The sequence below is a fragment of the Halomonas sp. ATBC28 genome, assembly GCF_005937175.1.
Lineage (GTDB): Bacteria > Pseudomonadota > Gammaproteobacteria > Pseudomonadales > Halomonadaceae > Vreelandella > Vreelandella titanicae.
In genome coordinates this window covers 20,916-45,047 of record NZ_VCQL01000025.1, presented here as the reverse complement: position 1 = coordinate 45,047, position 24,132 = coordinate 20,916, and the positions used below count along the sequence as shown (strand labels likewise).

At 52.9% G+C, this 24,132-nt stretch carries 22 protein-coding genes; 19 read left to right on the top strand and 3 right to left on the bottom strand.

The genetic code is table 11. The annotated features are described in order from the left end of the window. Positions 1 to 22: 22 nt before the first annotated feature. The 8 genes from E0L35_RS22075 (at position 23) to E0L35_RS22040 (ending at position 8,298) form a co-directional block, all read left to right on the top strand. Positions 23 to 892 (top strand): OmpA family protein, encoded by an 870-nt coding sequence (locus E0L35_RS22075; protein WP_022523297.1) that lies wholly within the window; start codon positions 23 to 25, stop codon positions 890 to 892. Between the two features lie 221 nt (positions 893 to 1,113). Next, positions 1,114 to 3,036: a threonine--tRNA ligase gene (thrS, locus tag E0L35_RS22070; RefSeq protein ID WP_009287796.1), complete on the top strand. Its 1,923-nt coding sequence runs from the start codon at positions 1,114 to 1,116 to the stop codon at positions 3,034 to 3,036. Between the two features lie 60 nt (positions 3,037 to 3,096). After that, on the top strand, positions 3,097 to 3,588 hold the full coding sequence (gene infC, locus E0L35_RS22065; RefSeq protein ID WP_009287797.1) for a translation initiation factor IF-3: 492 nt from the start codon (positions 3,097 to 3,099) through the stop codon (positions 3,586 to 3,588). Between the two features lie 82 nt (positions 3,589 to 3,670). Further along, complete coding sequence (gene rpmI, locus E0L35_RS22060) at positions 3,671 to 3,865, top strand: 50S ribosomal protein L35 (RefSeq protein ID WP_027959586.1); 195 nt, start codon at positions 3,671 to 3,673, stop codon at positions 3,863 to 3,865. Between the two features lie 64 nt (positions 3,866 to 3,929). Continuing rightward, complete coding sequence (gene rplT, locus E0L35_RS22055) at positions 3,930 to 4,283, top strand: 50S ribosomal protein L20 (RefSeq protein WP_007114344.1); 354 nt, start codon at positions 3,930 to 3,932, stop codon at positions 4,281 to 4,283. A gap of 159 nt (positions 4,284 to 4,442) precedes the next feature. Continuing rightward, positions 4,443 to 5,462 carry a phenylalanine--tRNA ligase subunit alpha gene (gene pheS, locus E0L35_RS22050; RefSeq protein ID WP_022523299.1) on the top strand — a complete coding sequence of 340 codons (1,020 nt, stop codon included), beginning with the start codon at positions 4,443 to 4,445 and terminating at the stop codon, positions 5,460 to 5,462. Between the two features lie 26 nt (positions 5,463 to 5,488). Further along, the gene (pheT, locus tag E0L35_RS22045; protein WP_138801436.1) at positions 5,489 to 7,870 is read left to right on the top strand and encodes a phenylalanine--tRNA ligase subunit beta; all 2,382 of its coding nucleotides are present in this window, start codon (positions 5,489 to 5,491) and stop codon (positions 7,868 to 7,870) included. A gap of 128 nt (positions 7,871 to 7,998) precedes the next feature. Beyond that, positions 7,999 to 8,298, top strand: a complete 300-nt coding sequence (locus tag E0L35_RS22040; protein WP_022523301.1) for an integration host factor subunit alpha — start codon at positions 7,999 to 8,001, stop codon at positions 8,296 to 8,298. 169 nt (positions 8,299 to 8,467) lie between these two features. Here E0L35_RS22040 and E0L35_RS22035 read toward each other — a convergent pair whose 3' ends face one another. Then, complete coding sequence (locus tag E0L35_RS22035) at positions 8,468 to 8,680, bottom strand: DUF2788 domain-containing protein (RefSeq protein WP_022523302.1); 213 nt, start codon at positions 8,678 to 8,680, stop codon at positions 8,468 to 8,470. A gap of 142 nt (positions 8,681 to 8,822) precedes the next feature. Between E0L35_RS22035 and E0L35_RS22030 the strand changes: the two genes are divergently transcribed. The 8 genes from E0L35_RS22030 to E0L35_RS21995 all read left to right on the top strand — a co-directional run bounded on the left by E0L35_RS22030 (position 8,823) and on the right by E0L35_RS21995 (position 18,445). Next, positions 8,823 to 9,287, top strand: coding sequence for a flavodoxin (locus E0L35_RS22030; protein ID WP_022523303.1), 465 nt, complete (start codon positions 8,823 to 8,825; stop codon positions 9,285 to 9,287). A 3-nt stretch (positions 9,288 to 9,290) separates the two neighbouring features. Then, on the top strand, positions 9,291 to 9,668 hold the full coding sequence (locus E0L35_RS22025) for a hypothetical protein (protein WP_022523304.1): 378 nt from the start codon (positions 9,291 to 9,293) through the stop codon (positions 9,666 to 9,668). A 260-nt stretch (positions 9,669 to 9,928) separates the two neighbouring features. Further along, positions 9,929 to 11,281, top strand: coding sequence for a trigger factor (tig, locus tag E0L35_RS22020; RefSeq protein ID WP_138801435.1), 1,353 nt, complete (start codon positions 9,929 to 9,931; stop codon positions 11,279 to 11,281). Between the two features lie 69 nt (positions 11,282 to 11,350). After that, positions 11,351 to 11,968 carry an ATP-dependent Clp endopeptidase proteolytic subunit ClpP gene (clpP, locus tag E0L35_RS22015; RefSeq protein WP_009287800.1) on the top strand — a complete coding sequence of 206 codons (618 nt, stop codon included), beginning with the start codon at positions 11,351 to 11,353 and terminating at the stop codon, positions 11,966 to 11,968. 74 nt (positions 11,969 to 12,042) lie between these two features. Then, entirely contained in the window at positions 12,043 to 13,323 is a 1,281-nt protein-coding gene (gene clpX / locus E0L35_RS22010) for an ATP-dependent Clp protease ATP-binding subunit ClpX (RefSeq protein ID WP_022523306.1), read from the top strand. Between the two features lie 293 nt (positions 13,324 to 13,616). Beyond that, positions 13,617 to 16,028, top strand: coding sequence for an endopeptidase La (gene lon, locus E0L35_RS22005; RefSeq protein ID WP_138801434.1), 2,412 nt, complete (start codon positions 13,617 to 13,619; stop codon positions 16,026 to 16,028). A 194-nt stretch (positions 16,029 to 16,222) separates the two neighbouring features. Then, positions 16,223 to 16,495 carry an HU family DNA-binding protein gene (locus E0L35_RS22000; protein WP_007114333.1) on the top strand — a complete coding sequence of 91 codons (273 nt, stop codon included), beginning with the start codon at positions 16,223 to 16,225 and terminating at the stop codon, positions 16,493 to 16,495. Positions 16,496 to 16,624: 129 nt separating this feature from the next. Next, the gene (locus tag E0L35_RS21995) at positions 16,625 to 18,445 is read left to right on the top strand and encodes a SurA N-terminal domain-containing protein (RefSeq protein ID WP_138801433.1); all 1,821 of its coding nucleotides are present in this window, start codon (positions 16,625 to 16,627) and stop codon (positions 18,443 to 18,445) included. Between the two features lie 80 nt (positions 18,446 to 18,525). Here E0L35_RS21995 and E0L35_RS21990 read toward each other — a convergent pair whose 3' ends face one another. Then, positions 18,526 to 19,299, bottom strand: coding sequence for a UDP-2,3-diacylglucosamine diphosphatase (locus E0L35_RS21990; protein WP_022523309.1), 774 nt, complete (start codon positions 19,297 to 19,299; stop codon positions 18,526 to 18,528). Positions 19,300 to 19,312: 13 nt separating this feature from the next. Next, complete coding sequence (locus E0L35_RS21985; protein WP_138801432.1) at positions 19,313 to 19,813, bottom strand: peptidylprolyl isomerase; 501 nt, start codon at positions 19,811 to 19,813, stop codon at positions 19,313 to 19,315. A 155-nt stretch (positions 19,814 to 19,968) separates the two neighbouring features. Here E0L35_RS21985 and E0L35_RS21980 point away from each other — a divergent pair, with 155 nt between their 5' ends. The 3 genes from E0L35_RS21980 to E0L35_RS21970 all read left to right on the top strand — a co-directional run bounded on the left by E0L35_RS21980 (position 19,969) and on the right by E0L35_RS21970 (position 24,104). After that, positions 19,969 to 21,648 carry a glutamine--tRNA ligase/YqeY domain fusion protein gene (locus tag E0L35_RS21980; protein ID WP_138801431.1) on the top strand — a complete coding sequence of 560 codons (1,680 nt, stop codon included), beginning with the start codon at positions 19,969 to 19,971 and terminating at the stop codon, positions 21,646 to 21,648. 19 nt (positions 21,649 to 21,667) lie between these two features. After that, positions 21,668 to 23,062: a cysteine--tRNA ligase gene (gene cysS / locus E0L35_RS21975; protein ID WP_022523312.1), complete on the top strand. Its 1,395-nt coding sequence runs from the start codon at positions 21,668 to 21,670 to the stop codon at positions 23,060 to 23,062. Positions 23,063 to 23,177: 115 nt separating this feature from the next. Continuing rightward, the gene (locus tag E0L35_RS21970; protein WP_009287804.1) at positions 23,178 to 24,104 is read left to right on the top strand and encodes an ABC transporter substrate-binding protein; all 927 of its coding nucleotides are present in this window, start codon (positions 23,178 to 23,180) and stop codon (positions 24,102 to 24,104) included. Positions 24,105 to 24,132: the final 28 nt, after the last annotated feature.

The following is a 24,132-nucleotide window of genomic DNA, read 5'->3' as shown; positions in this document are numbered from 1 at the left end:
TTGGATCAAGAAGGAGTCTTGCATGAAAAAATCAACGACTGGCTTGCTCATCGGTTCCGCACTGGTAGTAGGTCTATCTGGCTGTGCCAGCTCGGCCTCACAGTCTTCCGGCCAAGCAAGCGCTAGCAGCGACCGCAGCTGGTACCAGCACCCTGCGGTATGTGGTCTGGCAGGCGGCGTTATCGGTGGCAGCATTGGCTACGCCACCAGCAGTAGTTCTGATGAAGAGAGCGGCGCTGCTACTGGTGCCGCAGCTGGTGCTGCTATCGGCGGTCTGCTATGTGCTGATCGTACGCCTGAGCCGGTTGCACCTCAGTGCCCGAGCTATGGCGAAGTGCCTGCTGGTGTCGCAGTTGACGCCGAGGGATGCCCGTTAGATTCTGACGGTGATGGCGTGCCGGACTACCGCGATCAGTGCCCAGGCACTCCCGCTGGCGTTGAAGTTAATGCCAACGGTTGCCCGCTTGACTCCGATAACGACGGTGTGCCCGATTACCGTGATCAGTGCCCGAACACTCCTGCTGGTGTAGAAGTGAACGCCCTGGGTTGCCCGGATAGCGTAGTTCTGGAAGATGTTAACTTCGAGTTTGATTCTGCTCAGTTAACCTCTAACGCTCAGAGCGTGCTTAACGGTGTTGCAGAGCGCTTGGTCAGCAACCCTGATGTTCGCGTAAGCATCGAAGGCCACACTGATTCACGCGGTTCTGACGAGTACAACAAAAACTTGTCACAAGAGCGTGCTCAATCTGTTGCTAACTACTTGGCGAGCCGTGGCGTAGAAGCTAACCGCATGCGTGCGGTAGGTTACGGTGAAGAGCGTCCGGTCGCCTCTAACGAGACTGAAGAAGGTCGCTTCCAGAACCGTCGCGTTGAACTGGATGAGTGGAACTAAGTTCACTTATCATCTGAGGTTTGCGGTTTGGTTATAAAGTGCTAGCGGCAATCCACAGGTAAAGAAACGGGAGGCTTATGCCTCCCGTTTTTATTTTAAGCGGTCGGCAAGTCTGCTAGTCTTGCTGCTGTTTTATGTTGGTACATTTACACCTCTCCCAAGACCATTGATAGCGATATGTGATCCTTGGTATGGATCACCACTGCGCTCAAGGAATCTGAATGCCTATTGTTACTCTGCCTGACGGCAGTCAAAAGACGTTTGAAGCACCGCTAACCATTATGCAGCTCGCAGAATCCATTGGCCCTGGTTTGGCTAAGGCCTGTATCGCTGGAAAGATCGATGGTGTGCTGGTAGATGCCGCTGACCTGATCGAGCAAGACGCAACGGTGGCGATAATTACTGCCCGTGACGCTGAAGGGCTGGAAATTATTCGCCACTCCTGCGCTCACCTCATTGGTCATGCGGTTAAGCAGATGTACCCCGAGGCCAAAATGGCCATCGGGCCAGTTATTGAAGATGGTTTCTACTACGATATTGAGTTTGGTCAATCTGTCACACCGGAAGACCTGGAAGCCATCGAAGCGCGTATGCAGTCACTGATAGAGCGTGAGTACGATGTGGTACGCGAGTATGTTGATCGTGACCAGGCAATGCTGACTTTTTTACACCGCGATGAACCTTATAAGCAGGAAATTGTTCGCGATATTCCCGATGACGCGACCATCCGGCTTTATCATCACGAAGAATACACCGATATGTGCCGCGGGCCTCATGTGCCAAATACCCGCCACTTAAAAGCCTTTAAGTTGACCAAGTTGGCCGGTGCTTATTGGCGCGGTGACGCTGCAAATACTATGTTGACGCGTATCTACGGCACCGCGTGGGGTGATAAAAAACAGCTGAAGGCTTACGTCAAACGTCTCGAAGAGGCGGAGAAACGCGATCACCGTAAGTTGGCGCGTCGGTTGGATCTCTTCCACATGCAGGAAGAGGCGCCGGGGATGATATTCTGGCATCCAAACGGCTGGGCGCTATGGCAGCAGATCGAACAATATATGCGGGGCGTCTATAAAGAGGGTGGTTATCAAGAAATACGCTGTCCTCAGATTATGGACGTATCGCTTTGGAAAAAATCAGGGCACTGGGATAACTACGCGGACGGCATGTTCTTTACTGAATCCGAAAAGCGTGAGTATGCTCTTAAGCCGATGAACTGCCCTGGACATGTTCAGGTGTTTAATTCTGGTTTGCGTAGCTATCGCGAATTGCCCGTTCGTTTTGGTGAGTTTGGTGGATGCCACCGTAACGAGCCTTCAGGTGCTTTACACGGCATTATGCGTGTGCGGGCATTTACGCAAGATGATGGCCATGTTTTCTGTACTGAAGCTCAAGTTGAGCCTGAAGTGACTGATTTCCATCGCCAAGCGCTAAAGGTGTATAGTGATTTCGGCTTTGAAGATATAGCTATTAAAATTGCTCTTCGCCCGGAAAAGCGCATTGGAAGTGATGAGGTTTGGGATCGGGCAGAAGATGCGCTGCGTAGCGCATTGAAAACTTGTGGCGTCGAGTGGCAGGAACTTCCTGGCGAAGGCGCGTTCTACGGCCCCAAGATTGAATATCATATGAAAGACTGTCTGGGGCGTGAATGGCAGGTCGGCACTATGCAGGTCGATTTTATGATGCCAGAGCGGCTTGGGGCTCAGTATGTGACTGAAGAAGGTCAGCGTAAGTCGCCGGTAATGCTGCATCGTGCTATTGTAGGCTCCATGGAGCGCTTCATTGGCATCTTGATTGAACATTATGCGGGCGCTATGCCATTATGGCTTGCGCCTCAGCAGGCGGTTGTCATGACTATCACCGATTCGCAGCGTGAATATGCGCTCGAATTGGAGAAACGTCTGCAAAAAAGTGGCTTGCGTGTTAAAGCGGACTTGAGGAACGAGAAGATCGGCTTTAAAATCCGTGAGCATACATTACAGAAAGTTCCCTATCTCCTTGTGGTGGGAGATAAGGAAGTCGAAGCTGACTCAGTGGCCGTGCGAACACGCAGCGGCGAAAACCTCGGTACAATGACGGTCGATGAATTTATTGAACGCCATACTGCCGAGAGAGCAGCCCTGGCGACATCGTCAATGGCCTAAGGAGACGGAACGATCAAGAGAAGCAACCAGCGCGGGCGTCCAGCAGACAAACGCCCACCAATGAACGAGCGAATTGTCGAAGAAGAAGTACGCCTTATTGGTAGCGACGGTGAGCAGTTGGGCGTTGTGCCCACCACCGAAGCGCTAGAGCGTGCTGAATCTGAAAGCTTAGATCTCGTGCAAATTTCGAATGCCGATCCCATCGTCTGTAAGATTATGGATTACGGCAAATTCGTTTTTGAGACCAAGAAGCAGAAAGCGGCTCAAAAGAAGAAGCAGAAGCAAATCCAGGTTAAGGAAGTCAAATTCCGTCCTGGCACCGATGAAGGCGATTATCAGGTCAAGCTTAAAAACCTGACGCGCTTTTTGGAAGGTGGTGACAAGGGCAAAGTCACACTGCGCTTCCGTGGTCGTGAAATGGCGCACCAGGATATCGGCCGTAAGCTGATGGAAAGGATCGCGGCAGACCTGGAAGAGATCGGAGTGGTAGAGGCCTTTCCTAAAATGGAAGGCCGCCAGATGATCATGATTATTGCCCCGAAAAAGAAGTGATCCAACGGCGATGTCAACGGGCCACCGTTAAACCGGTGGTCGGCCCTGGGTTTTCTAAAAAATATCGAGCGGAGTTTTCCTCATGCCGAAAATCAAAAGCAACAGCGGCGCTGCCAAGCGCTTCAAGAAGACTGCTAATGGCTTTAAGCACAAGCAGTCTCACCGTAGCCACATCTTGACCAAGAAATCGACCAAGCGTAAGCGTCAATTGCGTGGAATGAAGCAGATCCACGCGTCTGATAAAGCGCTCATCCAGCGTATGCTGCCGAATCTATAAGTCGGGTTTTCGTTTTTCTGAGTGCACAATTTTTTTGCCTCAGCCTTAAAGTCAGGAGTGTGTTATGACTCGAGTTAAACGTGGCGTAGTAGCGCGTCGTCGCCATAAAAAAGTATTGAAGCTTGCCAAAGGTTACTACGGTGCCCGTTCACGCGTTTTCCGTGTTGCCAAGCAAGCTGTAATCAAAGCTGGTCAGTACGCTTACCGTGACCGTCGCAATCGTAAGCGCCAGTTCCGCGCGCTATGGATCCAGCGTATTAACGCTGGTGCGCGTGTTAACGGTATGTCTTACAGCCGCTTTGTTGGCGGTCTTAAGAAAGCCGGTATCGAAATCGACCGTAAAGTATTGGCCGATTTGGCAGTACACGAGAAGGCTGCATTTGCTGCCATCGTGGAAAAAGCCAAGGCTGCCCAATAAGGTAATATGCATAGGGCTTGTGCCCGTGTTACGTGCCTGAGGTCATTTCAGAGTGACCCATCCAGGGGAAGAGCAGCCGCTCTTCCCCTGTTTTTTTGTCACCTTCAACGTGCCACGCCATCTTCACGGATGGACACCGCTTAATTCGGAGTGAAACGGATGGATCACCTTCCTACTCTGGTATCTGAGGCTCGCGACGCCATTCAGGCTGCGCAGAGTGTCGCCGCACTAGACGAGTTACGAGTACGCTACTTAGGTAAGAAAGGTGAGGTAACTGCCTTGCTGAAGGGCCTGGGGAAGCTGTCAGCCGAAGAACGCCCGGCAGCAGGCGAGCGTATTAATCAAGCCAAGCAAACGCTGGCCGACGAAATTGATGCTAAGCGCGAACAGCTTGAAAGTGAGGCGCTGAATGCCCGTTTGGCCGCTGAAAGTATCGATGTCACATTGCCAGGGCGTGGTCAGGCCAGCGGTGGGTTGCATCCCGTCACGCGTACGCTTGAGCGCATAGAGGGGCTGTTCACACGTATTGGTTATGACGTGGCGGTAGGGCCTGAAATTGAAGACGATTATCACAACTTCGAAGCCCTCAACATTCCCGCGCACCATCCCGCTCGCGGTATGGCTGATACCTTCTATTTTGACGCCACGCGCTTGCTGCGTACTCACACCTCGCCGGTGCAAGTGCGTACTATGAAAAGTAGTGAGCCACCTATCCGTATCGTTTGCCCGGGGCGGGTCTATCGCAGCGATTCAGATTTGACTCACACCCCCATGTTCCACCAAGTGGAGGGCTTGCTGGTCGATGAGGGGGTTAGCTTTGCCGACCTTAAAGGAACGATCGAAGACTTTCTGCAGGCATTTTTTGAGCGCGACGACCTTTCGGTGCGTTTCCGTCCATCCTACTTTCCATTCACTGAGCCCTCCGCCGAAGTGGATATTCAGTGTGTGATGTGTAGTGGATCAGGTTGTCGTGTCTGTTCCCACAGCGGCTGGCTGGAAGTGATGGGATGCGGCATGGTGCATCCTGAAGTCTTTCGTCACTCGGGTATTGATACCGAGCGCTATACCGGTTTTGCCTTCGGAATGGGGGCTGAGCGTTTGGCAATGCTGCGCTACGGCGTGAATGATTTACGCCTGTTCTTTGAAAACGATCTGCGTTTTTTACGTCAATTCGCTTAAGACCGCCGCCGAATACAGGATCAACGATGAAATTTTCAGAACAGTGGCTGCGTGAGTGGGTTTCGCCGCAGCTTGAAACGCAGGCAATGGCCGACCAAATCACCATGGCGGGCTTGGAAGTCGACGCTATTGAGCCGGTAGCCGCCGCATTCAGCGGTGTAGTGGTGGCTGAGGTGCTGAGTAAAGAGAAGCACCCTGACGCGGATAAGCTCAATGTGTGCACCGTTGATGACGGTAGTGGCGAGCCTGTGCAGGTTGTCTGCGGTGCACCCAATGTTGATGTTGGTCAGAAGATCCCCTTTGCCCAGGTGGGTGGCGTGCTGCCAGGTGATTTTAAAATCAAAAAAGCCAAGCTACGCGGCGTTGAATCACGCGGGATGATTTGTTCTGCATCGGAGCTGGGGCTTGAAGAAGAGACCTCGCCCGGCATCCTGGTGCTGTCGTCATCTGCGCCGGTGGGGGGCGATTTCAGAGAGTTCATGCATCTTAATGACATGACGATTGAGGTCGATCTGACGCCCAACCGGGGAGACTGCCTGAGTATTAAGGGGATGGCGCGAGAGGTCGGCGTGCTTAACCGTTTGCCGGTTAACGGGCCCGTAATCGCACCGGTGGCCGCGGAGGTTGAGGATAGCTTCGCGGTGAGCGTAGAGGCACCAGAGCAGTGCCCGCGCTATATTGGTCGCGTAATCAAGGGCGTTAATGTTAAGGCTGAAACACCGCTGTGGATGGTAGAACGTCTTCGCCGCAGTGGCGTGCGCTCGATTGACCCAGTGGTGGATATTACCAACTACGTCATGCTGGAATTGGGCCAGCCGATGCACGCCTTTGACCGCCACAACCTGCAAGAGGGCATAGTGGTTCGCATGGCCAAGCCGGGCGAACGGCTAACACTGCTTGATGGTAGTGATATGGCGCTGCGCCCCGAAACGTTGATCATTGCCGACAGCTCAGGCCCGCTAGCCATGGCAGGTGTGATGGGTGGGGAAAACTCCGGCGTTAATGAAAATACCCAGACTATTTTCCTTGAATCAGCGTTCTTCACTCCGCTTGCCATTGCGGGGCAGGCGCGCTCCTACGGGCTACACACAGATGCATCGCACCGTTTTGAGCGCGGCGTCGATCCGCAATTGACACCAGTTGCCGTTGAGCGCGCCACACAGCTTTTGATTGATATCTGCGGCGGCCAAGCAGGGCCTCTTGTTGAAGCGCAAAGTGCTGAGCGTATGCCTGCTGAGCGCGCTATTTTCTTGCGCAGTGAACGGTTAGAAAAAGCGCTTTCCAAGGCTCTCGATAGTGATGATGTAACTGATATCTTGCAACGCCTAGGGCTTGAAGTCAGCGTGCAGGATGCCGGCTGGGCAGTCACTGCGCCGAGTTGGCGTTTTGATCTGGCCATCGAAGAGGATCTCATCGAAGAAGTAGCGCGTATCCATGGCTACAATAATTTGCCGGTGCGCCGGCCGGCGGCACGCTTGGCGCTCCGTTCAGCAGACGAGGCAACGCTTACCCAGGCACAGCTGCGCCGCCAGATGGTTGCCCGCGGCTTCCAAGAGGCGATTACCTACAGCTTTGTGGCTCCTGAGCTGCAAGCGACCATGCTGCCCGATGCTGTAAGCCCCGCGCTAGCTAACCCTATCTCGGCTGATTTGTCGGTGATGCGTGCTAGTTTGTTTCCCGGCTTGGTGCGCGCCATGGAGTATAATCTTAACCGTCAGCAAACCCGCGTGCGGCTGTTTGAAACCGGGCTGGTTTTCAACGGCGAACTGGATGCGTTGTCACAAGTCCCGATGCTTGGTGCTCTGGTCTGTGGTGCGCGGGAAGCAGAGGGCTGGAGTGATGCGAAAGGGCGGGTGGATTTCTACGATCTAAAGGGCGATTTGGAGAGTGTCCTGGCCTTGGGCGGTGACGCTGACGCATGGCGCTTTGAGCCTGCAGAGCACCCGGCCCTTCATCCGGGGCAGTGTGCGCAGCTGCTGCATCGTGGAGAGCCTGCGGGTTGGATCGGTACCCTGCACCCTCAGGTGCGCGCAACGCTTGGCTTGAAGATGGATGCGGTGCTCTTCGAAGTGCGTCTGGATGCGCTTAGCCAAGGCCGTATTCCTGCCTTTGAACCGTTATCACGCTTTCCTGAGGTGCGCCGTGATTTGGCGTTTATACTCAAAGAGGCGACTCCTGTGCAGGCGCTGTTGGATTGCGCCAAGCAGCAAGCAGGTGAGTATCTGCAAGATATCAAGCTATTTGACGTCTATTCAGGTAAAGGTGTGGCCGAAGAGCACAAGAGTATTGCTTTGGGCTTGACCTGGCAGCATCCATCGCGCACGCTAAACGACGAGGAAATCAATCAGTTGGTTGATTCAATTGTGACACAAGTGCGTGTCAAGTTAGATGCTGAGCTGCGCGGCTAATTAAGTAGCTATGTGAGTGCCTGGGCTACGCCACGATGCTTATCACGTTCTTGGCAATGCGTTTGCTACTGTACGTTTGGTACAGAGCGTTTGTTGCTGTGTTTGCTTCAAGGATAAGGAGAAGCCTTATGGGTGCGTTGACCAAAGCAGAGCTAGCCGAACATTTGCATGCAGAGCTAGCCCTGTCCAAACGAGAAGCGAAGGCTATGGTCGAAGCTTTTTTTGAAGAGATTAGAGCCTGCCTTCGTGAGAACGAACAGGTAAAACTATCGGGTTTTGGTAACTTTGATCTGCGAGATAAGCGCGAGCGACCAGGGCGTAACCCCAAAACCGGTGAAGAAATTCCCATTTCTGCTCGAAGAGTCGTGACGTTTCGCCCAGGGCAAAAGCTTAAGCAGCAGGTTGAACACTATGAAGGCGGTGAATAGTCTTTTGGTTTGAGAAATGCTGGTACTCTCAGTTCAGTAGCTGCTCTCGTGTCATGCAAGACTCCCCTTCATAAAAAAGGAGTGCCTTCGGGCGCTCCTTTTCTCTTTTATGATGGGCGTTGTTGTGATGAGTATAGTGATAAGCGAGCCTGTGGAGTGATGGCTTTTGCTACCCCTGCATGCCGCCACCTTCGATTAGCCAGGTAATCACCACCTTAATGACGTAACCCAGCATGCCTGCGCCGAGCACCACAAACAGCATGATGGTACCAAATTTGCCTGCGTTCGATTTTTTGGCCAAATCCCAGATAATAAAACACATAAATATGATCAGGCCGCTAATCATTAGCGGGGTGATCCAAGCCTCGAAGGTTTGCTGCATAGCCACTCCTGTGCGCTGCGTGTGGGTCACCCGTTTGGGCGATGTGTCTCATTCTAACCAGCCATGTTAATATTTGAGCAAATTCATCAGGTATTTGTCGACTTGACGGTTGGCACTGTGACACTTTGACAGGGGAGTGACGATGCCGAAGCTAAATATTTTAGTGGGTACCATGTATGGCGGTGCCCTTGATGTGGCAGAGCAGGTGAAACCCCTATTTGAACAGGCCGGTTACGCTGTGGAGATTATTGAACAGCCATCTGTTGATGATATTGTCAGCGGTGACGCCGATTTGGCGCTTTTTTGTGTATCGACCACTGGTAGTGGTGATTTTCCCGGCAGCTTTGTGCCCTTTGTCCGGCAGTTGCGTGACCAAAGTCCTGCGCTTACCACACTTCGCTACGGACTCATTGCACTCGGTGATAGCTCGTATGGTGATACATTTTGTGGCGCTGGCCGCGCGCTTGATGAGCTGCTGGCGGATCATGGCGCGACGCGTTTAGGGGAGCGCCTAGAGATCGATGCCATGGAGACCTTTATGGCCGACGATGCTGCTGTGCCCTGGGTGGAAGAGTGGATCGTTGCCCAGCAATTAGAGGTGGCTTGAGCGATGCAGCGAGCCCCCACCTCGCCTGAGCGCATCAGCGTTGCGCTGGGCTTATGTGTCGTTATGCTGGCAACTTTGCCGCGCTACATGGCGGGAGGGCATGAAACCCGCCAGACGCTGATTATCTTCGCCTTAGCGCTGGTGGCTTTTGCGGCTATTGTTCAGTGGCGCTTACTGGCCGTGGAGGCGCGTCGTCGTCTGCCACAACTATGTAAACGGTTAGTCGTTATGCTGCTGCTGGGAATGGTGGTGATGGGTGGCTGGCATGCGCTGTTTACGGACTGGATCAGTTGGCAGGTATTCATTTCTCATGGTGCTACGCTTGGGGTGCTTCTTCATGCGCTGAGCTTATGGTGGTCGGGTGAGCGTCATGCAGGTTAGCTTTTTTTGCGGTAGTGATTGAAAAAGTCGCTGCAAGACGCACAAAGCAGTAGAATGGTAAAAATTACGCAACGTGGGGCGAATAATGAAGCTAAACACGCCTTAAAGTGGTTAATTGCTCGCTTATTGCCTTGTTTTTAAAATCACTGCCCCCATGTTGCGAGCATGGCGCTTGCCACTATGCGTTGGGGTTCTTAAAATTGCCCCCTTGAACTTATTATATGCAATCAACACAACGCCCAGCCGTTAGAGGACAATTCATGCAAGTTTCTGTCGAGACGACCTCCCAGATCGAACGCCGCATTACCATTCAAGTGCCGGCGGCCGAAATTGACGGGGCCGTTAGCGCTCGCTTGAAAGACACTGCGAAGAACGTTCGCTTGAATGGTTTTCGCCAGGGCCGGGTGCCAATGGCAGTAGTCCAGCAGCGCTACGGCCAAGACGTACGTAACGAGGTTGTCAGCGAAGTAATGCGTGAGCGTTATGTGCGCGCTATTACCGAAGAAGGGTTGAACCCTGCTGGCTTCCCGAAAATTGAGCCATCGGTCAATGAGTCTGGTAAAGACCTAGAGTTCGTTGCGGTTATGGAGATCTACCCGCAGGTTGAGCTTAACTCTATCGAAGGTACAGAGATTGAGCGCCCGGTGGTTTCGGTGAGTGATGCGGATGTCGATGAGATGATCGATACGCTGCGTAAGCAAAATGCAGCCTGGGAAGAAGTGGACGCTGCTGCAGCTGACGGCGATCAAGTCACTATCGATTTCCAGGGTTACATCGGTGACGAGCCTTTTGAAGGCGGTAGTGCCGAAGGCCACACGCTGGTCATTGGTTCCAATAGCTTTATTCCTGGTTTTGAAGAGCAGTTAATTGGCGCTAAAGCGGGCGAAGAGAAGACCCTTAACGTCACCTTCCCTGAGGATTACCAGGCCGAACATTTAGCCGGTAAAGAAGCCACCTTCAAGGTAACCGTACATAAGGTCAGCAGCCAGAAGTTGCCCGAGGTAGATGCTGAGTTTATCGAGCGTTTTGGCGTTGAAGGCGGCGATCAGGAAAAATTCCGCGCTGAAATCAAGAAGAACATGACCCGTGAAGCGTCACAAGCCGTTGATAACCGGGTTAAGCAGCAAGTGCTTGATGCGCTGAAAAAGGTTAACGAAATTCCTGTGCCTAGCGCGCTCGTTCAACAAGAGACTGACGGCATGAAGCGCCAAGCGGCGCAGCAGTTTGGTCTAGGCGAAGATTTTGATGTCAGCCAGTTGCCCAACGAACTGTTTGAAGAGCAGGCCAAAGGCCGCGTTCAGGTCGGCTTGTTGCTGGCTGAAGTAATCAAAGCTAACGAACTCGATGCTGACGATGATGCTATCAAAGCAAAAGTGACCGAGCTTGCTGAGCAGTACCAAGATCCTGATGAGGTGGTTAGCTACTACATGGGTAACGAGCAGATGAAAACCCAAGTAAAATCTGCCATTCTCGAAGAGAAAGCGGTAGCTAAGCTGCTCGAACAAACGAACATTAAAGACGTTGAAATGTCTTACCAGCAAGCCCTTGCCGCTGCGCAACAGCAGGCAGAGCAAGATGAGGGTGCTGAAGAGGGCGAGCAAGCGAGCGCCTAACACCCTGGAACGCGGCGCACCTAATATGTCGGTGCGCCTTTCCCTTCCCGGACGCAAGGAATCACCTGAATGAGTGAGTTTGATATTCAAAACGCCGGCGGTTTAGTGCCCATGGTGGTTGAGCAGAGCGCCAAAGGGGAAAGAGCCTACGACATTTACTCACGCCTGTTAAAAGAGCGTGTGATCTTTTTGGTAGGCCCTGTAGAAGACTACATGGCTAATCTGGTTGTTGCCCAACTGCTGTTCCTGGAATCGGAAAACCCCGATAAAGATATTCACCTGTATATTAACTCGCCAGGTGGATCGGTCACTGCGGGTATGTCGATTTATGACACTATGCAGTTTGTGAAACCAGATGTCTCTACGGTGTGTATTGGTCAGGCGGCCAGCATGGGTGCGCTGTTATTGACAGCGGGTGCTGCTGGCAAGCGTTATTGCCTTCCCAACTCACGCGTCATGATTCACCAGCCGCTGGGTGGTTATCAAGGCCAAGCGTCTGACATTGAAATTCATACCCGTGAGATTCTCGGTATTCGTGAGAAACTGAACCAAATTCTTGCCCACCACACGGGCCAGGAAATTGAAGCTGTCTCACGTGATACTGATCGGGATAATTTCATGAGCGCCAATCAAGCCAAAGAGTATGGCCTGATTGATGCAGTGCTGGATAAGCGGCCTACATCCTGATAGCGTGATAGGATTCTGCTTTTCTAACGAGCTTTTCCGGCGGCGAAAGCCGCCGCAGTGATAGAGGTATGCGAATGGCCGACGGCAAAGGCAAAGACGAAGGTGGCAAACTGCTCTACTGCTCGTTTTGTGGCAAAAACCAAAACGAAGTACGTAAGTTGATTGCGGGCCCATCCGTCTATATCTGCGATGAGTGTGTCGACTTGTGTAATGACATCATTCGCGAGGAAGTTCTCGAAGCCGATGCCGAGAGCGATGAGGAGCGTTTACCTACGCCACGCGAAATACGTCATACGCTTGATGACTACGTTATCGGACAGGATCGCGCCAAGATGGTGCTTTCCGTAGCGGTATATAACCACTACAAGCGTTTGAAAACAGATGTACGCGACGGCGATGTAGAGCTAGGTAAATCAAACATTCTGCTGATTGGCCCCACCGGTAGCGGTAAAACGCTGCTTGCGGAAACCATGGCACGGTTACTGAATGTACCTTTTACCATTGCGGATGCAACCACGCTGACGGAAGCCGGCTATGTCGGTGAAGATGTCGAAAACATCATCCAGAAGCTGCTGCAGAAGTGCGACTACGACGTCGAGAAAGCCGAGCGTGGCATTGTTTATATCGATGAAATCGACAAGATTTCACGCAAGTCGGATAACCCTTCTATTACCCGTGATGTCTCGGGTGAAGGCGTTCAGCAAGCACTGCTGAAGCTTATTGAAGGAACGACAGCTTCCGTGCCGCCTCAAGGCGGACGCAAACACCCACAGCAGGAGTTTGTCCAAGTCAATACGGGCAACATTCTGTTTATCGTAGGCGGTGCTTTTGCAGGGCTGGATAAAGTTATTCGTGACCGCGCTGAGAAAGGCGGCATCGGCTTCAATGCGGCGGTGAAAAGCAAAGAGTCCTCCCGTGGGGTGGGTGAACTGCTGGCCGACGTAGAGCCTGATGATCTGGTTAAATTTGGCTTGATTCCAGAGTTTGTGGGTCGTTTGCCCATCATCGCAACACTGATGGAGCTCACTGAAGACGCCCTGGTGCAGATTCTTACAGAACCGAAGAATTCGCTGGTTAAGCAGTACGCCAAGCTGTTTGAAATGGAAGATGTAACGCTAGAGTTCAGAGATGAAGCGTTACGTGCGGTGGCTGAAAAAGCCATGGAGCGTAAGACAGGTGCTCGCGGACTGCGCTCTATTCTAGAGTCGGTACTGTTGGATACCATGTATGAAATTCCTTCGCTTGAAGGTGTTAGCAAGGTCGTCATCGACGGATCTGTGATAGCCGGAGAAAGCGAACCTCTGTTGATCTACTCTCAGCAGGAAGATGCACGTGTCGACGGCACTGATGGTTAGTGGCTAGTCGAGTATCGCGGCCCAGCTTCAACCGCTTGCGCTAAATCAAGGGGTCGCCAAGGCGACCCCTTGTTGTTGTAGAGTGTTCTTGTAGGGCTCTGCTGTAGAGAGCCCTTATAAAGCGTGTTGTGAAGCCTGGTTATCTAGCGAGAGAGTTATAAAGCCTAATTCGTGAAGTGTTACTGCCTAGCCTATTCAATGCTAACGTCTAAACGCCAGCATTTTGAAAAGTGTGCAGTACTTTTCTAAGTACTCTTTTAAGTACTCATCCGATTTGTCGAGGAACGTCTGCGATGCAGCAGAACGCCGAACAGACACAATGTCTACCCCTTTTGCCATTGCGCGATGTGGTTGTTTATCCGCAAATGGTCATCCCCCTTTTTGTAGGTCGTGAAAAGTCTATCCAGGCGCTCGAAGCGGCGATGGAGGCTGATAAACGTGTGCTACTGGTGGCTCAGCGTGAAGCGTCTCAAGATGAGCCTGACAATGCGGATCTTTACGCTATGGGCACCGTGGCCGATATCATGCAACTGCTTAAGTTGCCCGATGGTACGGTCAAGGTACTCATTGAGGGGAATTTCCGAGCGGATGTTCTCAATGTCGAAGAGAATGCCGCAGGTTACACCCAGGCGCATTTAACGCCCCGAGAGAGTGAACCGCTGACCAGCCGTGAGCAGGAAGCGCTGGTACGCGTGTTGCTCAATCAGTTCGAGCAGTACGTCAAACTCTCCAAAAAAGTCCCCAACGAAGTGCTTAATTCGCTGTCGGGGATTGAAGATCCAAGCCGCTTGGTGGACACCATTTGTGCCCACCTGTCGCTTAAAATTGGCGACAAGCAAGAGCTGCTTGAGATGGATCGGGTGCGCGATCGTATTGAGCACCTGATGGCGCTGATCGAATCTGAAATCGACCTACTGCAAGTAGAGAAGCGTATCCGCTCGCGGGTCAAAGAGCAGATGGAAAAGACCCAGCGCGAGTACTACCTCAATGAGCAGATGAAAGCTATCCAGAAAGAGATGGGTGAGCTGGATAATGTGCCCAATGAGGCTGAGAAGTACGAGCTGGCGATTAAAGAGTCCGGTATGCCGAAAGAGGCGTCCGAGAAAGCCACTCAAGAGCTTAATAAGCTCAAAATGATGGCCTCGAACTCTGCTGAAGCTACCGTAGTGCGCTCCTACCTGGATTGGTTAGTCGCTGTTCCATGGAAAAAACGTACCCGGGTAAAGCATGATCTCGTTAAAGCGCAGCAGGTGCTCGATGAAGATCATTACGGCCTGGAAGAGGTCAAAGCGCGCATCCTGGAATATCTTGCCGTACAGAAGCGCGTGCGCAAGATGAAAGGCCCAGTACTATGTCTCGTTGGGCCACCTGGGGTGGGCAAGACCTCGCTTGGCCAGTCCATTGCCCGTGCCACCAATCGCAAATATGTGCGTTTAGCCCTGGGTGGGGTGCGCGATGAGTCGGAAATTCGCGGCCATCGGCGTACCTATATTGGCTCATTGCCAGGCAAGTTGATGCAGCGGATGAGCAGAGCAGGGGTTAAAAACCCACTCTTCCTGTTGGATGAGGTCGACAAGCTGGGCATGGATCACCGCGGTGACCCGGCTTCGGCTCTGCTCGAAGTGCTCGATCCTGAGCAGAACAACAGCTTTAGCGATCACTATCTGGAGCTCGATTACGATCTCTCTGAGACGCTATTCATCTGTACTGCTAACTCGATGAATATTCCCAGCGCACTGCTTGATCGCATGGAGATTATTCGTCTGCCGGGTTACACCGAAGATGAGAAGCTGGCGATCGCCAAGCGCTATTTATTACCTAAGCAATTAGTCGCAAATGGCTTGAAAAACGATGAGTTAACGCTGGAAGATAGCGCACTTTTAGAGCTTATTCGTTATTACACGCGAGAGGCGGGTGTGCGTGAGTTAGAGCGACAGATTGCCAAGGTGTCGCGTAAAGTCTTGCGTGAGCGGCTTGAGAAAGAGCGTGAGCCGCAAGTCGACCAGGCGGGGCAGAGCTTAACGGCTGAACAAATTGAGCACTACGCAGGCGTTCGCCGCTACAGTTACGGCTTAGCGGAACAAGACGACCAGATCGGCCGAGTGACGGGGCTTGCCTGGACATCAGTGGGTGGCGAGTTACTCAACATCGAGTCTGTCGTGACGCCGGGTAAAGGGCGAATTAACAAGACCGGTTCGCTTGGCGATGTAATGAAAGAGTCGGTGAGTGCCGCTCATACGGTGGTGCGCGCCAGGGCAGAAGCGTATGGCATTGACCCCGAACGATTCGAAAAAGAGGACCTGCATATCCACGTTCCTGAAGGGGCAACACCTAAAGATGGGCCCAGTGCAGGTATTGCCATGGTGACGGCGATTGTTTCCGCATACACCCAGCGTGCGGTACGCTGCGACGTGGCAATGACCGGTGAAGTCAATCTGCGCGGTGAGGTATTACCGATAGGCGGATTGAAGGAGAAATTGCTGGCAGCCCGCCGCGGTGGTATAAAGACAGTGCTAATTCCTGAGGAAAACCGCCGTGATCTCAAGGAAGTACCTGACAATATCAAAGGTGCATTGGATATTCGTCCGGTACGTTGGATAGATGATGTCTTAGCCGTAGCGCTAGCTGATAAGGTAGAAGACGGTGCGCCATTGAAAAGTACCGAAGCATCGTTTAGTAATACCGTTGTTGCTAGTACCCATTAAGCTGTTAAAGTCCTCGCTGGTCTTTAATTTTACTTAATATGTGCCCGCTGCTTTGAATAGCGGGTATCTCGCGGCATGGTTGCTTGACAGATGTTTCAAGGCATTGCTATAAAACGCAGCTATGCTTTGATCGTCGTATCCATCGGTGACCATGCCGTTCAGAGCCATTTTTTGAAACAGTCAAGGGGTGAAGAGTGAATAAGTCCGAGCTGATTGAAGCCATTGCCGCGTCTGCAGATATTCCGAAAGCAGCGGCAACCCGCGCATTGGATGCCATGGTGGAGTCTGTCACCGATAGCCTTAAGAAAGGCGAAAGCGTATCTCTGGTAGGTTTTGGTACCTTCGCGATCAAAGAGCGTGCTGCTCGTACTGGCCGTAACCCACAAACGGGTCAGCCAATCCAGATCAGTGCCGCCAAAGTACCCAGCTTCAAAGCAGGTAAAGCGCTGAAAGACGCCGTCAACTAATTTGACCGCGTTTGCTGTAACCTAATGGGCGCATCGCATTGGCGATGCGCCCATGTTATTTTCTGGCCCACTTTTTATTATTTGGGTTGAGCGGGCCGATCTGTTTGGCTGTGACTATCTGAGGCTAGCATGCTGCAAAGTATTCGAGATGGCTCCAGGAGCTGGGGTGCCAAAATTATTATCGGTGTCATGGTCGCGGCCATGGCACTTTTCGGGATTGAGTCACTGTTTGGGCTTTTTGGCAGCGATCCGGACGAAGTGGCGAGCGTCAACGGGCAGCCGATTATGCGTCAGCAAGTTGAGCTAGAGGTTCAGCGCGCGCTGCGTTCAGGACAAGTGCCGCCTGAGCAAGAGCGTGCCTTGCGCAACGATATACTTGACCAGCTTATCACGCAGCAACTGCTGTCCCAGTATGCAGAAGAGGGTGGTTTTGCCGTTTCTGAACAGCAGTTGGATCAGTTAATTGTCAGCCTGCCGGAATTTCATGATCAGGATGGCCGTTTCTCTGCAGAGGTGTTCCGAAATCGTCTCGCCGGTGCTGGCTATACGCCGATCTCCTTTCGTGAAGAGTTGCGCGTCGATATCCAGCGCCAGCATTTACAGCAAGGCTTAGCCTTCAGTGATTTTAGCCTGCCGAACGAGCAAGAGCGCCTGGCCGAATTACAGCGCCAGCAGCGTAGTTTCCGCTATATAGTTTTGGATGGTGACGATGTGGACGCTGATATCAGCGTTAGCGATGACGATCTCCAAGCATATTACGATGCCCACCAGGAGCGCTATGAACGCCCGGAACAGGTGCGTCTTGAGTATGTGCTGATTGACCGCCAGGCCATGGCAGAGGGTCGTGACGTGGATGAAGAGGCCCTGCGTGACGCCTGGCGCGAGAAAAATCGCAATGCTGACCGCCGTGTGTCGCATATCATGATCACCTTTGGTAATGAGCGCACCCGCGATGAAGCGCAGCAATTAGCCGAGACCGCTCGGGAAGCACTGGACAGCGGTGATTCGTTTACAGATACCGCCTTGCGCTATTCTGACGACACGGCCAGTGCAGAAGAGGGCGGTGATCTTGGTGTGATCAGCCGTGGCTTCTTTGGTGACGCCTTTGATGAAGCGGCCTTTGGTCTCGAAGAGGGTGATGTATCCCAGCCTGTTGAGTTGGATAACGCTTTCCACATTATCCAGGTGACGGATATTCAGGGCCCTACTTTTGAAGAGCAGCGCGATGAGCTAGCGCGGGAAGTGGCACTACGTGACATTGATGATGAGTTTAACCAGCGGGTTCAACAACTGATCGACGAGAGCTTCGCTGCCGACGACTTGCAGAGCGTTGCCGATGAGCTCGGTCTAACGCTGCAGGAGAGCGACTGGCTTGCTCGTGATGATGAGACTGACGGAGTGCTATCTGAGCCTGGGGTAATGTCGGCGGCCTTTAGCAACGACGTATTTGAAGAGGGCTACAACAGCGAAGTGATTGAGCTGGATCAGGATCGTCGCCTGGTACTGCGAGTTGCTGAGCAGCGTGATGCGACTCTGCTGCCGCTTGATGAAGTGCGCGAGGACGTTGAAATGTCAGTGGCCGCAGAACAGCAGCAAGCGGCGCTGCGTGAAGAGGCACAGGCACTGGTTGCAAGTTTGCGAGACGGTCAGTCGGCAGATGTTGATTGGCTAGAAGCCAACAGCGTAAGCCGCCAAGCCGATAGCACTGTGCCTCAGCTGATTGTTCAGGAAGCCTTCCGCATGGAGCGCCCTGAAGAGGGTGAGAGCGTCTATCGCACGGTTGAACTGCCGCAAGGAGTGGCTGTGGTAGCGCTTGATAGCGTCAGTGTAGGTGAGGTCGATGAGCAGATGGAGACATTTGTTGCGCAAATGGCCGAGCAGTTGCGTGCCCAATCGGTATTGCAGGGATTGATTGATGACCTGCGCAGCGATGCCGATATAGAGCGCTAGAGTCGCTTAAGCCCAAGTTAAAAACAGCAAGAGCAAAAAGCCGATCACATGATCGGCTTTTTTATACTCGTAAATTGCGGTCAGGAATCAGGTAATTCCGTTAAAGAGAACTGACGTAGTCGGGGCGCGGTATGGTCGGCGCGCTCAATGATAATATCCCAGCCGTGCTGGGCATCCCAGTCGCCTAGTACATAGCGCTTGGCAGGCACGTCTTCAACCGTCAAGTCATGTACTCTGGGGCGGTGGGTGTGACCGTGGATCATGGTAGTCAAGCCATGGTGCTCCATCAGCGCAATGACTTCTTGTGGCGTCACATCCATAATCGCTTCAGCTTTATTAGCATTGGCTTCGCCAGATTGAGTACGCAAGCTTTGCGCAAGTGCTACACGTTGTTCCAAAGGTAGCGCAAGCATCTGCGCCTGCCACTCTGGATTGCGCGACTGCTTGCGGAAAGCCATATACGCTTCATCCTGAGTACACAAACTATCGCCATGTAGCAGTAAAACGGGAATGCCTTGGATTTCCACTTCCTCAATATCCGGTAGCAGAAATGCCTGGCACGCATTTATAAAGCGTTCGCCCAGCAGAAAGTCTCGGTTGCCGTGCATTAGGTACACCGCAGTACCGTCGCTGCTAAGTCTGCGCAAATGGCGAATTACTTCATGTGCAACAACGCTAAGCGGATGTGTATTGGCGTCCAGTAGATCATCGCCAATCCAGGCATCGAAAAGATCCCCAAGAATATAAAGCGCGTCGGCTCCTGGAGCAGTGTGCTCTAGGTAGCGGTAAAACCCCTGATTGATCTCGGGGGTATCGCTACTTAGATGAAGGTCGGCAACAAGCAGTGTGCGCATAAGGCTCCCGGCGTTATTCCGCGTCTTTGACGTACGCGCGCTCGATAATGACATCTTCGGAGGGGACGTCGGCGTGCATGCCGCGGCGAGACGTGGCTACGTTTTTAATCTCATTGACCACATCCATCCCGTTAACGACTTCGCCAAATACCGCATAGCCCCAGCCTTGAAGGCTTTTACCGCTGTGATCAAGAAAACTATTATCGCCCACATTGATAAAAAACTGCGCAGTGGCAGAGTGGGGATCCTGGGTGCGTGCCATGGCCAGGGTGCCAACGGTATTTTTCAAGCCGTTGTCGGCTTCGTTGTCGATAGGGTCGCGGGTCGGTTTTTGGTTGAACTCCTTATCGAAACCACCCCCTTGCACCATGAAGCCGTCAATGACGCGATGGAACAGGGTGCCATCATAAAACCCGTCGCGCACATACTGTTCAAAATTCGCCGCACTAATTGGCGCTTTTTCGTGGTTAAGAGCGATGGTGATGTCACCGTGGTTCGTTTGTAATACGATCATAGATAAATTCCTGTTCAATAAAGGCGTTCGCCTTGGCGCTGTGCATCGGCGTCACGTTATAATAGCGGTTTTGCCCTGCACCGCGAAGGGCCATAGGAGTATCCTATGTCCTCACGGCGCAGCACGCCATCCACCACGAGGTTATCAACACCATCATGACCAACGAGACCACCCCAGCGCCGAACTTCATTCGCAACCAAGTACGCGACGAAATCGAGGGCGGCCAGGTCACTAAAATCGTGACGCGCTTCCCCCCGGAGCCCAATGGCTTCCTGCATATCGGCCATGCGAAGTCGATCTGTCTAAATTTCGGGTTGGCGGAGCAACTGGGTGGCGAGTGTCATCTACGTTTTGACGACACCAACCCTGCCAAAGAAGAGCAGGCTTACATCGATGCGATCAAAGAGGACGTCAGCTGGCTAGGCTTTGAATGGGCAGGCCCGGTGCGTTTTGCGTCTGACTACTTCGACCAGCTCTATGCCTGGGCGCAGCACTTAATGCGTGAAGGCAAAGCCTACGTTGACGACCTGTCGCCGGATGAAATCCGCGAGTATCGCGGCACCCTGACGGCGCCGGGTAAACCCAGCCCTTATCGCGAACGCAGCGCCGAGGAGAACCTGGATTTGCTCGCGCGTATGCGTGAAGGTGAGTTTGGCGAAAGTGAAAAGGTCGTGCGCGCCAAGATTGACATGGCCTCACCCAATATCAATCTACGCGACCCGATTATTTACCGTATTCGTCATGCCAGCCATCACCAGACTGGCGACAAGTGGAAAATCTATCCCTCTTACGACTTCACCCATGGTCAGTCGGATGCTATTGAAGGTATTACCCACTCGATCTGCACCCTGGAATTTGAAGATCACCGCCCGCTGTACGAGTGGTTTTTAAATAATCTGCCAGTACCCGCGAAGCCGCGCCAGATCGAATTTGCACGGCTGAATCTCGACTACACCCTGACTTCCAAGCGTAAGCTGAAGCTGCTGGTGGATGAACAAATCGTCGATGGCTGGGACGATCCGCGGATGCCGACGATCTCCGGCATGCGTCGCCGTGGCTATACGCCCGCGTCAATTCGTAAATTCTGCGAGATGATTGGCGTCACCCGTGCCGACGGTGGCCTGGTGGATATCGCCATGTTGACCCACGCCATTCGCTCGGATCTTGAGGACAATGCCCCGCGCGCCATGTGTGTGTTAAAGCCGCTGAAAGTCGTGCTCACCAACGTGCCGGAAGATCACCAGGAGGTGTACGAGGTTCCTGGCCACCCCGCCCGTGAAGATATGACGGTGCGTCAGGTGCCGTTTAGTCGCGAGCTGTATATCGACCAAGACGACTTTATGGAAGACGCGCCTAAAAAGTTCTTCCGCTTGGCACCCGGTAAAGAAGTACGCCTGCGCAATAGCTACGTGATTCGTTGTGATGAGGTGTTCAAAGACGCCGCCGGTGAGATCAGCGAACTGCACTGTTCGGTGGATTTCGATACGCTGGGTAAAAACCCCGAAGGGCGTAAGGTCAAAGGCGTTATTCACTGGGTCAGCGCTGCACACGGCGTGCCAATGGAAGTCCGTCTTTACGACAACCTGTTCACCGTTGAGCAGCCTGATCGCGATAAAGATGTCGATTTTCTAGAGCATCTTAATCCGGAGTCGCTGGTCGTTTGCCAAGCCATCGGAGAGCCAAGCTTAGCCTTCGCAACGCCCGAGTCACGCTTCCAGTTCGAGCGCGTCGGCTACTTCTGCGCTGACCGTCACGACTCTACGCCAGAGCATTTGGTGTTTAACCGTACCGTGGGGTTGAAAGATAGCTGGGCTAAAATCAAGCAGAAGGGCTAAAACAAACATGGATAGCCATATGCATATTTACAATACGCTGACGCGCCGCAAAGAACCTTTCACCCCACTAGAAGCGGGTAAAGTGAGCATGTATGTCTGCGGCATGACGGTGTATGACTACTGCCACCTAGGGCACGCTCGCGTAATGGTCGCCTTTGATGTCATCACCCGCTATCTTCGAGAACGCGGCTATGACGTTAACTACGTGCGCAACATTACCGATATCGACGACAAGATACTCAAGCGCGCCGACGAAAATGGCGAAAGTATCACTGCGCTGACAGAGCGCATGATTGATGCCATGCACGAAGATGAGGCGCGCCTATTTGTATTGCCGCCCAGCCATGAGCCGCGCGCCACCGGCCATATCGACGATATCGTGGCAATGATTGAAACGCTGATTGAAAAAGGCTTTGCCTACGCGGCCGATAACGGTGATGTCTACTATCGGGTGCGCAAATTCGCTGATTACGGCAAGCTCAATAACCGCCAGTTAGACGATATGCGTGCAGGCAGCCGGGTTGATGTGGATGTTCATAAAGAAGACCCGCTCGATTTCGTGCTCTGGAAGGCAGCCAAACCGGGGGAGGCGCACTGGGCGTCGCCCTGGGGTAACGGCCGGCCTGGCTGGCACATCGAGTGCTCGGCGATGTCGACCTGCTGCCTGGGTGACACTTTCGACATTCATGGCGGCGGGCCGGATTTAACCTTTCCGCACCATGAAAATGAGATCGCTCAATCCGAGGCGGCCACTGGCAAAACCTACGTCAATACCTGGATGCACGCAGGCGCTGTGCGGGTGAATCAGGAAAAGATGTCCAAATCCCTGGGCAACTTCTTCACCATTCGCGACGTGCTGGCCGAGCACGACCCAGAAGTGGTGCGTTTTCTGCTGGTGGCGAGTCACTACCGTAGCCCGATCAACTACTCGGTTGATTCACTGACCGAGGCGCGTAAATCGCTAACGCGCTTGTACACCGCGCTGGAAGGTCTTGAGCTAGGCGCGGCAAATAGTGATGACGCTTCAGCTTACCGTGAGCGCTTTACTCAGGTAATGGACGATGACTTCAATACCCCCGAAGCTTTGGCGGTGATGTTTGAGCTGGCTCGCGAGGTCAATCGCGCCAAGCAAGAACAGCCTAATGAAGCTGCCAAGCTGGCGGGCGAGTTAAAGCAGCTTGGGTCAGTTTTGGGGCTTCTTCAGCAAGAGCCACAAACGTTCTTAAAAGGCACGCAGCAGCAGGGTATGCCGCTCAGCGAGAGCGAGATCGAAGCGAAAATTGCTCAGCGCATTGAGGCTAAGGCGAATAAAGACTTCGCCCAAGCGGATGCGATCCGCGATGAGCTTGCCGCTTTAGGGATTATTCTCAAGGACTCCCGAGAAGGCACGTCTTGGGTATTAGAAGCACCTTAACCCAAAAACCTTCATCTCTCGTTGGTGGCTTATGCGCTAACTTAAACGCTGATGGCTCTTATAATGACTATAAGAGCCTCGGTCGTTTAAAGCCCACTTCAAAAGGAATTCAAAGATGCGCTTTTCAGCCAATTCTTTCATTGCTAAGCCCTTAATCGCTGCTTGTGCCGTATCCCTCGCGGCATTCTCCCAAGTCAGCGCTAACGAGCCTGTGGTGGTGTCATCCAAAATCGATACAGAAGGCTCTGTTCTGGGCGAGCTGATTATTCAGACCCTGGAGCGCAATGACATTGCGACCGAAAACCGCTTACAGCTGGGCGGCACTAGCGTTGTCCGCACTGCGCTTGAAGCGGGCGAGATTGACCTTTATCCAGAATACACGGGTAATGGCGCGTTCTTTTTCGATATGACCGACAGTTCAGTATGGAATAATGCAGATCAGGCTTATGAAACAGTGCGCGAGCGTGATGCGCAGCAAGGCTTGATATGGCTGCAGCCTGCCAGCGCTAATAACACTTGGGCAATGAGCGTCCGCGAGGATGTTGCCGAGGAAAATGAGCTGGTGAGTCTAGAAGATCTAGCCGCCTATTTGGCCGACGGCGGCGAGTTCAAATTTGCTGCAAGCGCTGAGTTTGTCGAGTCTTCACAAGCACTGCCCGCATTTCAGGAAGCCTACGGTTTTGAGTTGAGTGATGATCAACTGTTGGTGCTCTCTGGTGGTAATACCGCTGCTACCATGCGTGCGGCCGCCCAACAGACCAGCGGTGTTAATGGCGCGATGACCTATGGTACGGACGGTGGCTTAAGTGCGCTGGGGCTGGTCGTGCTGGAAGATACCAAGGGCGTGCAACCGGTGTATCAGCCTGCCCCCGTGGTTCGTGAAAGCGTACTTGAAGCCTATCCAGAAATAGAAGCGCTGCTCAATGAGGTTTTCACTAGCCTTGATCTGGTCACTCTGCAAACGCTCAATGCCGATGTCGCCGTTAACGGGTTGTCTCCATCCCAAGTGGCCAGCGACTACCTCGATTCGCTTAATAATTAATGCCTGGTAATCTTATAATTTAATGCTA